This window comes from Acinetobacter proteolyticus (assembly GCF_000367945.1).
In the GTDB taxonomy this organism is placed as follows: domain Bacteria; phylum Pseudomonadota; class Gammaproteobacteria; order Pseudomonadales; family Moraxellaceae; genus Acinetobacter; species Acinetobacter proteolyticus.
Map to the genome: position 1 here is coordinate 1,230,169 of NZ_KB849179.1, position 13,960 is coordinate 1,244,128.

Genomic DNA, 13,960 nt, shown 5'->3' on the forward strand with positions numbered 1-13,960 from the left:
GTTCTATTTCACTTTTCTGAATGCGAGTCGAATATAATACGGCGGTACTTTTTGACTTGAAATATTATGTCCTCGCCAAGCTCTCCCTTAGATTCCACACCCTCACACAACTATTCCTTATTTCTGGTTATTTTCTCCCTCGCTGTTGGTAGTTTCTGTATTGGAACGACTGAATTTGTAGCAATGGGTTTGATTCAGGAAATCGCCACGGATTTAAATGTCAGTGTGCCGCATGCAGGCTATTTCATCAGCGCCTATGCCCTCGGTGTCATGGTGGGTGCACCGATTATTGCGATTTTAGGGGCAAAAGTACCGCGTAAGACGTTATTGCTTAGCTTAATGCTGTTTTATGGCTTGGCCAATGCGGCTACGGCTTTTGCCAGCACACCAGAAGCCATGCTGCTGTCTCGTTTTATCGCAGGCTTTCCACATGGTGCCTACTTCGGTGTTGCAGCATTGGTTGCGGCTGAACTGGCAGGTAAGCAACGCCGTGCCACAGCGATTGCACAAGTGATGATGGGACTCACCATTGCCAATGTCATTGGCGTGCCGATTGCCACATGGCTGGGTCAACAATTTGGCTGGAAATCAGGTTTTGAGTTTTCTGCGGTGATTGCGTTTATTACCCTCATTGGTGTCAGTTTATTTGTACCCAATATCCCATTGCAGAAAACTGCGAGTATCAAAGCGGAGTTGACGGGTTTAAAGAATATCAATATGTGGCTGACTCTTGCCGTTGGTGCAATTGGCTTTGGTGGCATGTTCTCGGTATATAGCTATGTCTCACCGATTCTGACGGAATATACTCATGCCGATATTCGTGTGGTACCTGTAGCGCTCGCGATTTGGGGCATTGGTATGGTGATTGGTGGCTTGGTTGCCGGTTGGTTGGCAGATAAAAATCTATTTAAAACCATTATTGGCATCTTGATCAGTTCGGCACTCGCCTTTGTTGCCGCCAGTTTTATGATGTCTCATCTCTACACCGCAATTGTAGCCCTATTCTTGATTGGTTTTACCGTGATCGGTCTTGGTGGTGCTTTACAAACCCATTTGATGGATATCGCAGGTGATGCACAAACCTTAGCGGCATCACTGAATCACTCTGCCTTTAACTTGGCCAATGCACTTGGTGCTTTCTTGGGTGGTTGGGTTCTCAGCCACAATATGGGTTGGTTAGCACCGATCTGGGTGGGTTTTGTCTTGAGTTTAGGTGGTCTGGCGATTCTGTTAATTGCGCTGGCATATGCCAAATATTCACAAAAAAATGCATCTGCCGTGTCTTAGCGGCAGATTCACCCACTGATTTTAATGCATTAATTTTGCAATCTGTCGATCATGCCATTTTGATAAGAATAACAAGGCGCTGATCGACCCAATCAGGGCAAAGAACATATCTGATTGTGTATCCCACTCATCCCCTTGTGTACCCAAAAACTCTTCTGCCCCTTGCCCCAAAGACAATGCAGCCGCCCATTCAATCAATTCATAGCTGGCACTAATTGCCAACACAATACAGATCACAATAAAACTGAGCATTTTGCCTTTGCTTAAAATATGATTGCGAATCAGGATTTCACGCGCAGCTATGGCAGGGACAAAGCCCTGCATAAAATGTCCAATCTTGTCATAAGGATTACGTTCTAAACCAAACCATTGTGCCATCTCAAAACCCAACGGTACACGCGCATAGCTATACGCCCCGCCCACAATCAGCACAACGGCATGCAAGAAAATCAGTCCATACAACAAAGAACTGAGCGGGAAAGCTTTATAAGTCGCAAACAATAACGGCACCACGATCAATACGGGGATGACTTCAAGCCACCATGTGGTTCGATCAAAAGGTTGAATCCCAGAAATGAGCAGCAAAATGGCTAAAATCGCCGTGCCCAAATACAGTATAGAAATACGCATAATATTATAAAAGTATGGTTTATTTCATGACATCATATAAAAAACCCGAAGACAACACTTCGGGTTTTTGTTGTAAAATCATACGATTGGATTTTTATTTCACCGCATCCGCCACTTCTTTCAGCATCGCCTTCATGCCATCTAAGCCATTATTCATCAAGTACCAGTTACTAGAATCCAGATAGACGATATTGCCATTTTTCGCCGCTTGGGTTTGGTTGATAATCTTGTTATTTAACACCTGTTTTGCCCCTTGCTGATTTTCAGTAATTGCAGCCCCACGGTCGATCACAAACAGATAATCAGGATTTTTCTGGGCAATAAATTCATGCGACACCGCCATACCATGCAAGCCGACTTTGATTGAAGGATCTACTGGAGTAAAACCATAGAGATCATGGATATTACCAAAGCGTGAACCTGGTCCATAAGCCGCAATTTTGCTGTTATTGACCAGAACCACCAAAGCAGTTTTACCTTTCGTTTTGGCTTTTAATGCGGCAATATCTTTTTCCAAAGTTTGTAGTTGCTGCTCCGCTTCTGGCTTTTTACCCACCATTTCAGCAATATTCAGGGTTTGCTGCTTAAATGAGTTGAACTGATCGTTGTAATCCACATCAACAAAATAAGTTGGTGCAATCTGTTTGATCTGCGTCACCAGATTTTCCATTCGTCCGCTCATCAAAATCAATTCAGGTTGGCTGGCTGCAATTTTTTCCAGATTCGGTTCTTTGACTGTACCGACATCCAGATATTTGCCCTCATTAAAGTCTTGCAGTACTTTTGGTAACGGTGTGCCTTTGGGTAAAGCCACCACTTTGTCATCCGCACCTAAAGCATGGATGGTATTCAAAGCACTGGTATCCAATACCGCAATTCGAGATAAATTTGCAGGAATCGTGATTTGACCCGCCTTACTTTCAAAGCTACGCGTATCCTGTGCAGCAGCCGTATTTCCTTCCTGTGTTGCAGAAGGTGTGTTGGAATTACCACATGCAGCCAAGACCACACTCAGCATCATGACTGGCAATGTTTTTTTGAAAAGCATAACGAACTCCTAACTAATGAAATACAAACCTAATTTGTGTTGTTGAACCTGTTGAATCGGGATATGAAAATCGAAAATATCCTTAAGAATGCGTTCATCCATCATCTGCTGTGGATGACCTTGATAGACCAATTGCCCTTCTTTCATGGCAATGATGTGATCGGCATAGACCGAGGCAAAATTGATGTCATGAATCACGACAATGATGGATTTGCCATGATTTTCAGCCAGATCTTTTAACACCTTCATAATTTGTGAAGAGTGCTTCATATCCAGATTATTCAAAGGTTCATCCAGCAAGATATAATCGGTGTCTTGTGCCAGAATCATGGCGATATAAGCACGCTGACGTTGGCCACCAGACAGCTCACTGAGTTGGCGATGGCGCAGTGCCTCTAAATCCATATAGGCAATGGAACGGTCAATCACTTCACGATCTTCTGCGGTCAAGCGTCCTTGTGAATATGGAAAACGACCAAATGCCACCAAATCTTCAATACTCAGCCTTAACTCGGTATGGTTGGACTGCTTTAAGATGGCCAGTTTTTTCGCAATCTCGGCGCTTTTCATCTGGTGTAAATCTTGCCCATCCAGCAACACTTGCCCTTGATCAGCCTCGATTAGGCGGCTCATCAGCGAAAGTACGGTACTTTTACCTGCACCATTCGGACCGATAAAAGCCGTAAATTGTCCTTTGGCAATCGTCAGTGAAAGTGCATGCACCACCTGTTGTTGCTGATAGCTTTTGCTTAAATTCTTTAGCTCTATTGCCATTTTTTATTTTCCTTCAGTAATATCCAGAAGAAATAAATTCCACCGACAAAATTAATGATCACACTCAACGTGGTTTTGAAATTCAATAGATGCAATACGATAAATTGCCCGATCATCAAACACAGGATGCTGACCAGAATAATGCCGATTAATAAGATGTGATGCTGATGGGTCTTGAACAGTTCTAAGGTAATGTTGAGGACCAGCAAACCTAGGAACATCATCGGGCCTGCCAAAGCTGTTGCTGAAGCCAAGGCCAATACCACCAGAATCAATAACACGCGACTGGTCTTGTCATAATCCAGCCCCAAGTTCAGGGCATGATCACGCCCCAGCGCCATCACATCCAGCTTGTGATAGTGCTTTAAGCTGTAAAACAGAATCGGCACAATGGTCAGCAAAGACAATCCAACCGTTTCCATTTTCACCACATTAAAACTGGCAAAACCAGCATAAGCTGCAATCTGAAATTCATCAGGATCGAGCAAGACCTGAAAGAAGGTGGTCATGTTGTCGAATAAAGTCGAACAGATCAGCCCCACCAACAACAGAAAATAAATATTTTGCTGTGCAACTTTTTGGAAAATAAACCGATATAGCAACAAGGCAAACGTGACCATGAGCAGCAAACTGATCAGATAATCCGTAACAAAGTTAAGTGACAGTAAAGTGCTTGCACCAAAGAAATAAATAATGGCCGTTTTGGACAACTCATACAGCTTATCCAACCCCAAAGCCTGCGGTGTCACCACTCGGTTATTCACAATAGTATGAAAGACCAAAGTTGAAACACCAACGGCGACGCCTGCGACGATGATTGCAGCAACGGTTTTTAAACGCAGACCGAGTGCATATTGCCATGCCACACCCAAATTCCAACCCAGATATAAGGCAATGCTCAGCAGCATCAAGAAGGCTAAAACAATCAACTTGTTTTTATAAGGCATAGCGATATCTCCTCAGTAATAACCACAGGAAAATCACACTGCCGACGACACCCATAATCAAACTCACAGAGACCTCATATGGATAAATCACCACCCTGCCAAAAACATCGCAAAGCAGAACCAGTAAGGCACCGAGTAATGCAGTATGTGAAAGTGTTCGACGGATATTGTCACCTAGATATAAGCTGACCAAATTCGGTACGATCAGTCCTAGAAAAGGAATCGCACCCACGGTCACAATCACCACGCCTGTAATCACCGAGACAAGCAACAAGCCTAGAAATAAAGTCTGCTTATAATTCAGTCCCAGATTGGTAGCAAAATCCTGTCCCAAGCCTGCCAAGACAAAACGATTGGCAAAGATATAAATCAGAATCAACACAGGAACACTGAGATAGATCAGCTCATATTGGCCATTTAAAATGGTGGAAAAATCACCTTGCAACCACCCCGCCAAGTTCTGCAATAAATCCATTTGCAAGGCGATAAAGGTGGTAAAGGCCGAGATAATACTGCCAAAAATCATCCCCACCAGAGGAACAAAAACGGTATCTCGATGCTTGAGGGTTGCCAAAATACTCATAAATGCCATTGCGCCCATCAGTGTCACGGCAATTGCAAAGCCTGTTTTTACAAAGATTGAAGCACTCGGCAGTAAGATAATCGAAACCAAGACGCCTAAACGGGCACAGTCATACAAACCAGCAGTAGTTGGAGAAACAAAACGGTTGCGGCTGAGCGACTGCATAATCAAGCCGCAGACACTCAGCCCCGCGCCTGCCACCACAATTGCCATCAGACGCGGTAAACGGCTGGTCCAGAACAGCTGCCAGTCTTGAGGGTTACCCGCCCACAGACCCGCGAGACTCATCTCGCCTACACCGACAAATAAGGAAATGAATGCCAATGGAAGCAATAATAAAATGAGATAACGCCGCTTAATCATGTTGGGAGAACTTCATAGGATGCGCAAACTTAAAATAAGCTTAAAAAATACAAAATAGATAATAAGAAACTATCACAAATGATAAATATTATTGTTAACTTTTTTAAATGAAATATCATCTATATGAAGTACAGCTTAATTAAACCGATAATTAATCATCATAAAAAAGGCGCTCAGCAGCAACGTAGCTGAGCTTTAGAGCTAAATTGAGTGTCGCCTCATCCGAATAAATGGCTGAGCATTACCAACTTATACTGAAGCCTTAGGCTACATTTTTATAATAAATTTCAAATTATTCAGGAAGCTTTTCACCACAATGCGGACAGTATCGGCATAACTTCTTTTCCTGCTCCTGATCTTCTAGCAACTTTTCTCTGACCAGCTGCATAATAATTTCATGGGTCTGCTCTTTAGGTAAACCGACCTTTTTACGAATCCGTTCAATTTCTACTTGATCATGCAACAAGTCCAACCCTTTGGCCTGTAACACTTCTCTAAATTCCTGTTCCAGCCGCTGATTACGCATATTTAATTCATTGGCGAGACCCGAAGCCAGAATACCCGCGGGCAAAGCGGCAATACCCACCCCGAGAATGGTAATAAATGCACCGAGTATCCGCCCCAAGTTGGTCACAGGGGTCACATCGCCATAACCGACTGTGGTTAAGGTAACCACTGCCCACCACATCGATTGCGGTATTGAGCTAAAGGCTTCAGGCTGGGCTTTATTTTCAACCACATAAATCGCAGATGCTGTCATGACAATCATAATGACCAGAATAAAGATGACCGCCTGAAATGAACCTTTTTCACGCTGGATGACGCGCAGTAAAATTTGCAGGGAAACAAAATAACGGGTTAGCTTGAGTAAACGAACTAAGCGTAAGACTCGTAAGAAACGTAAATCGATCGGAACAATGAAATTGAGATAAGCAGGCAAAATCGCCAATAGGTCGATAATTGCGCCGCCACTTTTCATCCAGCGAATCCGTTGTTTCCAAGCAGCCTCTTGTGGCTCTTCCTCAACAATACTCCAGAGCCTGAGCAGGTATTCTCCACTAAAAATGATGATCGACAGATTTTCAAAAATATCGAAATAAGGCTTGTACAGTTGATAAAATTCGTTGACGGACTCCAGTAACACCGCAGCAACGTTGCCAATAATCAAGGCAATCAATAGATAGTTTACACAGGTACTTACCGTACTTTTATAGTCATCATTGTGCAAATTGTCATAAACAAAGCGTCTTAATTGCTGCCATGAAAATTGAGTCATACCATACTTATTGTTTGATCAAGCAAGCTGAAAATGTAGCATGTTGCTTTCATATTTAATAAGGGATTTTAATCTGAAGCCCTATTTTCTTGTATAAAACAAAATCATTTGCCAATACATGGCCCTATATAACGCGGTTTCAACAAAACTTTCTTTGCAGTTTGGCGTTCGCTTCAACCATAATAAAAGCTTAGTGGTTATTTTCTTTAACGATTCATTCATAAAGAACTATAAATTTTATTAAACCCGTACAACAAGGGGAAATTACATGGGATTTAAAGCTCTCCCGACGCTGATCTCTTTATTTATTGCATTACTGATCTGGTTCGTGATTCCTGTACCCGCTGGCGTTGATCCTGATGCTTGGCATTTACTGGCGATGTTTGTCGGTGTGATTGCCGCCATTATTGGTAAAGCCATGCCCATTGGTGCAATTGCAATTATTGCCATTACTTTAGTCGCCGTGACAGGTGTGACTAATGACAGTCCTAGTGGCGCCATTCAAGATGCGCTCAGCAGTTTTGCCAATCCGCTGATCTGGTTGATCGGTATTTCGATCATGATTTCTAAAGGTTTACAAAAAACCGGACTCGGTGCACGCTTAGGCTATTTATTTATCGCAGTTTGGGGCAAGAAAACCATTGGTATTGGTTATAGCATGGTACTGTCTGAGCTGATTCTTGCACCAGTTACCCCAAGTAATACCGCACGTGGCGGTGGGATTATCCATCCGATTGTACGCGCAATTTCCACCAGCTATGACTCTGACCCTGCCAAGGGTACCGAAGGCCGTATGGGGAAATATTTAGCTTTGGTGAACTATCAAGCCAACCCGATTACTTCTGCCATGTTTATTACCGCAACCGCCCCTAACCCGTTGGTGGTTGATCTGGTAGCGAAAGCAACCAACAGTCAGATTTCCTTGAGTTGGAGTACATGGGCACTGGCGATGTTATTACCGGGTTTAATTGCCTTGATCATCATGCCATTGATTATGTACTGGATGTACCCACCTGAAGTCAAAGAAACTCCGAATGCAGCTCAGTTTGCCAAAACCAAGTTAAAAGAAATGGGGCCTGTCAGTAAAAATGAAATCATTATGCTGGGTGTATTTGGTATTTTATTGCTGTTATGGGCGGGTATTCCTGCCATGATTTTTGGTTCGGCTTGGGCGGTTGACCCCACCACAACGGCTTTTATTGGTTTGGGCTTACTGCTAATTACTGGCGTACTGACTTGGGAAGATATCCTGACGCAAAAAAGCGCATGGGATACCATTACTTGGTTTGCGGCCTTGGTGATGATGGCGACTTATTTAAATAAGCTCGGTTTAATCACATGGTTCTCAGGTGTGTTAGAAACTGGGATTGGGCACCTAGGTCTTAGCTGGATGCCTGCGTGTATATTGTTAATGCTTGCCTATTTGTACGCACATTATATGTTTGCCAGTACCACCGCACATATCACTGCCATGTTTGCAGCCTTTTATACAGCTGGACTGGCGTTGGGTGCTCCACCGATGTTGTTTGCTTTAATGATGGCAGCGGCTTCGAGCATCATGATGACCTTAACCCATTATGCAACAGGTACATCGCCTGTGGTATTTGGTTCGGGTTACACCACGCTGGGTGAATGGTGGAAAGCTGGCTTTGTTATGAGTGTGGTCAATATCATCATCTTTGTGGTGATTGGCGGACTGTGGTGGAAAGTGTTGGGTTATTGGTGATTTAATTTAAGTAGGCACTTCAATCCACTTGAAGTGCCTTTCTAACTAAAAATATTTTTATTACTATTTTATAATTCAGGAAGTAATGCCAATAACTTCTTCCTTGCAGAAAAGGCTGCTCTTTTTCCTCTAATTGTTGAAGGATGCTGGATTCTGTAACATAAGTATTTGCCATCATAAATAAATTTATAAAGTTGGTTTTTATCTATGCTTTCTTCACTGTAATCTTTGCCTTCTGAATAGAATTTTGGATCAAATAACTCTCTTCTATAAATAGTATTCTGACTACCATTCGCAAATATGATCACACTCGGTTCAAAGTAATCAATTTGTACCTTTAACAGATCAAATGAAATATTTTTAATTTGATCAAAATATTTTGATTTTATTGGGCTTTTTTCTTTCCAAGCAAAACAAAATAAGTTGCAGTAAATTAATCCTTCTGAACCAGATTTATCGGCAACTGCCCGAGTAAAATCGTGAAAGGTAATTTTTTTCGTTCTGGTTTCAAGCATCATTTTTTGGAAAAAGTTCTTATTCTTTTCAATTGATTTAAAAATGTAATGCTCTAAATCATACACTTGGTCTAACTTGATGTTCCATCCCCTTGTTTCAGCCCCAACTATCATGATTCTATTTTTAGCTGTCCAATAATGATCAGGCTCACTTGCAAGAAATAAACCAGATAGTCCCTCTTTTTCTTTACTATACTCATGCACTACATTAAAAAAAGACTCATCTACTTTAGAGAGTATTTTTAAATATTCTTGTTGTAACACATTAAAGTTTTTCATTTTAATTGCTCAAAAAATAAAGGCTGATTACTCAACCCTTATTTTTAGATAAATCAAAATATTAAGTCAACAAAACAACTTATTAGATTTTCTAAATATCAACTTTATCTATAATTCTAAATTTCCCGCACTACACGAAAGCCCCACATGGTTGAACGTGCCTGAGACGAATAATAGGCATTGCGATAAGCCGTTCGTACATTATGTACGTTATAAATCCATGCACCACCACGTAATACAGGGAAGTTACACAGACCATTATTCTCTGCACCCCAACGTACTGCTGTTGCAGGCGCACCTTGATAATTGGCATGCCAACAATCATCTACCCATTCACGTGCATTGGCGAGTACATCATACAGACCAAAGGCATTCGGTAAAAATGAGCCCACAGGTGCGGTATATGCATAACCATCATTACAGTTAAATGCTCGCCATGTTGCTGTATTGGTTTCTGTGCTTGTCGTGCTTACATCTAAAACATTGGCGTACTTGCAAGCTTGATCACGCTCAGGGTCATTACCCCAATAGAATGTAGTAGAGGTCCCTGCCCGTGCTGCATATTCCCATTCAGCCTCAGTCGGCAAACGGTAGGTTTTTCCTGTTTTTTCAGACAACCATGCTGCAAAAGCCTGACCATCTTCACGGCGTACACACACCACGGGGTCTTGAGTCGTTTGTGCAAATCCTGGATTGCTCGGATTTAAGTCCTTGCGATACCACATATTGTATTCACCATCACGTACCTCCCAACTTCGACATCCTTGCACTTCCCAACCTGTTTCTTTCTGGAATTGCAGAAATTGAGCGACCGTTGTTTCATGAGATGCCATTGCAAATGGTTGCGTAACATTGACTTGATGTTGAGGAAGTTCATAGGGTCTTGCCTGTGCTGGCACGCCTTCTCGCTCCTGCTCTTCCAGTGTGCCACCCATTTGATAGCTGCCTGCGGGGATCACACTCAACTCAGGACAAAAGCCATCAGAACAGTCTTTAAATTTGAATGCCGCAACGGTGTTTGCATTAACCACTACATTGGTTAAACGTGCGGGTTGAATTGATACATTCATTTGTGGCGGTTTATTGAGCTGTTTTGTCAATAAATCAATGGTTCCCTGCCATTCATTCAGCATTTCACGCAGCATTGCAGGACGTTCCATACTCACGCCCGTACCATCATAATCTGGCGCATTACAACGTTCACGGATAAAAGTGGCCTCTGAACCAAACTGAGTGAGCTTAGGCAACATACGCTGATCTATAAAAGCGGCTAAATTGTTCTGCTGTGTGGTTAATGCTGCCCTCAAATCTTGCAAGGCAGTTAATGCTTTATTATTTTGTTCTATCGCATCCCGATATACCGCATCACATTGGTTATTTTTCCAAACAAGACTCTGACTTAAAGCGGTTAAGGCCACAGTGGTTGTTTGCAGCTTTATCTCAGAATTGATTTTTTTCTTATCATCGTCATTACAGGCTGCCAATAGACATCCTGCAAACACAATACCTGCTGCCTTAACATATGCTTTGGGTAAAGTCTTCATCATCTAGCTCCTTGTTATATGATTGAATAAAACCCTGTATGTTTAAGCTACCGTACAGCAAGCACTGCCCTTGGGCATAAACAAGAAAGTTTATTGTTCATGAATAATTAAAATGTATTGATGATTTAATTAGCATAAAAAAGAAGCAAATTTAAAATTACTCAAGAAAAGATACAGATTAAAATTATTCTGAAAAGTAAATCTTCATTTTTAATACACTTGCTTTGCCTAAATTGTTAAGTCACATCTAGCATAGCGATCAGACACAACATCAAAAAAATAAGGGCTGATTACTCAGCCCTTATTTTTAGCTCACTAACATATTAGGTTAATTGAGCCGCTTGGATTTTCTTAGTATCAACTTGATCAGCTTCTTTTGTATATTCGCTCATCTTGTCGAAGTTCAAGTATTTGTAGATGTCAGCAGAAGCGCTGTCGATTTGCGACGCGTACTGTTGATATTCTTCTGGGCTTGGTAATTTACCAAGAACCGCAGCTACAGATGCAAGCTCAGCAGAAGCTAAGTAAACGTTTGCACCTTGACCTAAACGGTTCGGGAAGTTACGTGTAGAAGTTGATACACATGTAGTGTTCGGTGCTACGCGTGCTTGGTTACCCATACACAATGAACAGCCTGGCATCTCTGTACGTGCACCAGCACGGCCATAGATGTTATACAAGCCTTCTTCCATCAATTGATGCTCATCCATACGCGTTGGTGGAGCCAACCATAAACGAGTAGACAATGAACCACCAGGTACTTTGTCAAGTAACTGACCCGCTGCACGGAAGTGACCGATGTTAGTCATACAAGAACCGATGAATACTTCATCAATCTTGTCGCCTTGAACGTCAGAAAGAAGTTTCGCGTCATCTGGATCGTTCGGGCAGCAAAGAATTGGTTCTTTGATGTCAGCAAGATCGATTTCGTAAACTTTTAAGTATTCTGCATCAGCATCAGCTTTTAACAAGCTTGGGTTATCTAACCACTTCTGCATGTTTTCAGCACGACGCGCCATAGTACGCGCATCACCATAACCTTCTGCGATCATCCATTTCAACATGGTGATGTTAGAACGTAAGTATTCAGCAACTTTCTCTTCAGAAAGTGTGATTGAACAGCCCGCAGCAGAACGCTCAGCAGATGCATCAGAAAGTTCGAATGCTTGCTCAACGGTCAAGTCATTTTCCATTTCTGATAAATCGATCTCAAGGATACGACCAGAGAAGATGTTTTTCTTACCTTTCTTCTCTACAGTTAAGTCACCCGCTTGAATCGCGTAGTAAGGAATTGCATGTACAAGGTCACGTAAAGTGATACCAGGTTGCATTTTACCTTTGAACTTAACCAGTACAGATTCAGGCATATCCAGTGGCATAACACCCGTTGCAGCTGCGAACGCAACAAGACCAGAACCCGCAGGGAAAGAAATACCGATTGGGAAACGTGTATGTGAGTCACCACCAGTACCAACAGTATCTGGAAGTAACATACGGTTTAACCAAGAGTGGATAATACCGTCACCTGGACGTAAAGATACACCACCACGGTTCATGATGAAGTCAGGTAATGTATGGTGAGTTGTTACGTCAACTGGTTTTGGATACGCAGCAGTGTGACAGAAAGACTGCATCACTAAGTCAGCTGAGAAGCCCAAGCATGCCAAGTCTTTTAACTCATCACGCGTCATCGGACCTGTTGTATCTTGAGAACCAACAGTCGTCATTTTAGGTTCACAGTAAGTACCCGGACGGATACCTTGACCTTCTGCTAAACCACATGCACGGCCAACCATCTTCTGAGCTTGGGTGAAACCTTTGCCAGTGTCAGCAGGTTGTACTGGAGTACGGAACAATGTAGAAGGTGCAAGACCTAATTCTTCACGCGCTTTCGCAGTCAAACCACGACCAATGATCAAGTTAATACGACCACCAGCACGTACTTCGTCTAAAAGTACAGGGGTTTTAAGCTCAGCTTCTGCAATTTGTGCACCGTCTTTAAATGCAGTTACTTTTGCAGCAGCGTGATCAATTTTCAATACAACTTCGTCACCCATGTTCATGTTGGCAACGTCGATTTCTACAGGTAATGCACCTGCATCTTCCATTGTGTTGAAGAAAATTGGCGCAATCTTAGAACCCAAGCACACACCACCATCTTTTTTGTTTGGAATGTGTGGAAGTTCGTCACCGAAGAACCAAAGAACAGAGTTCGTTGCAGATTTACGAGAAGAACCCGTACCAACAACATCACCTACGTAAGCAACTTGGTTGCCTTTCGCGATCAATTCTTTGATTTGGTTTAATGGACCAACTTCACCTGGTTTTTCAGGGTTGATGCCATCACGCTCGTTTTTCAACATTGCGTTTGCATGCAATGGGATGTCTGGACGGCTCCAAGCGTCTTGAGCTGGAGACAAGTCATCCGTATTGGTCTCACCTGTTACTTTGAACACAGTGATTTTGATTTCTTCTGGAACATCAGCACGGCTTGTGAACCATTCTGCATCAGCCCAAGATTGTAATACCGCTTTAGCAGCAGCATTGCCTGCTTTTGCTTTGTCAGCTACGTCATGGAATGCATCAAATACAAGCAATGTTTTCTTTAAAGCTTCAGCAGCTAATTCAGCCAGCTCAGCATTGTCTAGAAGTTCAACAAGTGGTGCTACGTTATAACCACCAAGCATTGTACCTAGTAAGTAAACTGCGCGTTCTTTAGATACGAGTGGAGAGGTTGCTTCGCCTTTTGCAACAGCAGCTAAGAAAGCAGCTTTTACATATGCAGCTTGGTCAACACCTGCTGGAACACGATTTTCTAGTAAATCTACTAAATAAGCTTCTTCACCTGCTGGTGGATTTTTTAATAAGGCTACGAGTTCAGCAGTTTGAGCATCATCAAGCGGCTTCGGTGGGACTCCGAGTGCGGCACGTTCTTCAACGTGTTGGCGGTAAGCTTCTAGCACAGTGTTATTCCTCTTTTTTAAAAAA

Annotated in this window: 11 protein-coding genes; 2 read left to right on the forward strand and 9 right to left on the reverse strand. The window is 42.5% G+C overall.

Annotation, left to right across the window (positions count from 1 at the left end; translation table 11 throughout):
* Positions 1–66 precede the first annotated feature (66 nt).
* Positions 67–1,287 carry an MFS transporter gene (locus F993_RS10920; RefSeq protein WP_004653947.1) on the forward strand — a complete coding sequence of 407 codons (1,221 nt, stop codon included), beginning with the start codon at positions 67–69 and terminating at the stop codon, positions 1,285–1,287.
* 21 nt (positions 1,288–1,308) lie between these two features.
* On the opposite strand, the gene F993_RS10915 is transcribed toward F993_RS10920, so the two are convergent.
* From F993_RS10915 to F993_RS10890, 6 genes are all read right to left on the reverse strand, one after another.
* Positions 1,309–1,917 (reverse strand): DUF2238 domain-containing protein, encoded by a 609-nt coding sequence (locus F993_RS10915; RefSeq protein ID WP_004653948.1) that lies wholly within the window; start codon positions 1,915–1,917, stop codon positions 1,309–1,311.
* A gap of 94 nt (positions 1,918–2,011) precedes the next feature.
* The gene (locus tag F993_RS10910; protein ID WP_004653949.1) at positions 2,012–2,965 is read right to left on the reverse strand and encodes a siderophore ABC transporter substrate-binding protein; all 954 of its coding nucleotides are present in this window, start codon (positions 2,963–2,965) and stop codon (positions 2,012–2,014) included.
* A 9-nt stretch (positions 2,966–2,974) separates the two neighbouring features.
* Positions 2,975–3,739: an iron ABC transporter ATP-binding protein gene (locus F993_RS10905; RefSeq protein ID WP_004653951.1), complete on the reverse strand. Its 765-nt coding sequence runs from the start codon at positions 3,737–3,739 to the stop codon at positions 2,975–2,977.
* Positions 3,730–4,686: an iron chelate uptake ABC transporter family permease subunit gene (locus tag F993_RS10900; RefSeq protein WP_004653952.1), complete on the reverse strand. Its 957-nt coding sequence runs from the start codon at positions 4,684–4,686 to the stop codon at positions 3,730–3,732. Before F993_RS10900 ends, F993_RS10905 begins: the two co-directional genes overlap by 10 nt.
* The gene (locus tag F993_RS10895; RefSeq protein ID WP_004653953.1) at positions 4,676–5,632 is read right to left on the reverse strand and encodes an ABC transporter permease; all 957 of its coding nucleotides are present in this window, start codon (positions 5,630–5,632) and stop codon (positions 4,676–4,678) included. The genes F993_RS10900 and F993_RS10895 overlap by 11 nt, the downstream gene beginning before the upstream one ends.
* Positions 5,633–5,924: 292 nt before the next feature.
* Complete coding sequence (locus F993_RS10890) at positions 5,925–6,908, reverse strand: ion transporter (RefSeq protein WP_004653954.1); 984 nt, start codon at positions 6,906–6,908, stop codon at positions 5,925–5,927.
* A gap of 268 nt (positions 6,909–7,176) precedes the next feature.
* Here F993_RS10890 and F993_RS10885 point away from each other — a divergent pair, with 268 nt between their 5' ends.
* Complete coding sequence (locus tag F993_RS10885; RefSeq protein WP_004653955.1) at positions 7,177–8,634, forward strand: DASS family sodium-coupled anion symporter; 1,458 nt, start codon at positions 7,177–7,179, stop codon at positions 8,632–8,634.
* 68 nt (positions 8,635–8,702) lie between these two features.
* On the opposite strand, the gene F993_RS10880 is transcribed toward F993_RS10885, so the two are convergent.
* The 3 genes from F993_RS10880 to F993_RS10870 form a co-directional block, all read right to left on the reverse strand.
* On the reverse strand, positions 8,703–9,428 hold the full coding sequence (locus F993_RS10880) for a hypothetical protein (protein WP_004653957.1): 726 nt from the start codon (positions 9,426–9,428) through the stop codon (positions 8,703–8,705).
* A gap of 116 nt (positions 9,429–9,544) precedes the next feature.
* Positions 9,545–10,972 carry a formylglycine-generating enzyme family protein gene (locus F993_RS10875; RefSeq protein WP_004653958.1) on the reverse strand — a complete coding sequence of 476 codons (1,428 nt, stop codon included), beginning with the start codon at positions 10,970–10,972 and terminating at the stop codon, positions 9,545–9,547.
* Between the two features lie 323 nt (positions 10,973–11,295).
* The gene (locus tag F993_RS10870) at positions 11,296–13,935 is read right to left on the reverse strand and encodes a bifunctional aconitate hydratase 2/2-methylisocitrate dehydratase (RefSeq protein WP_004653959.1); all 2,640 of its coding nucleotides are present in this window, start codon (positions 13,933–13,935) and stop codon (positions 11,296–11,298) included.
* Positions 13,936–13,960 lie beyond the last annotated feature (25 nt).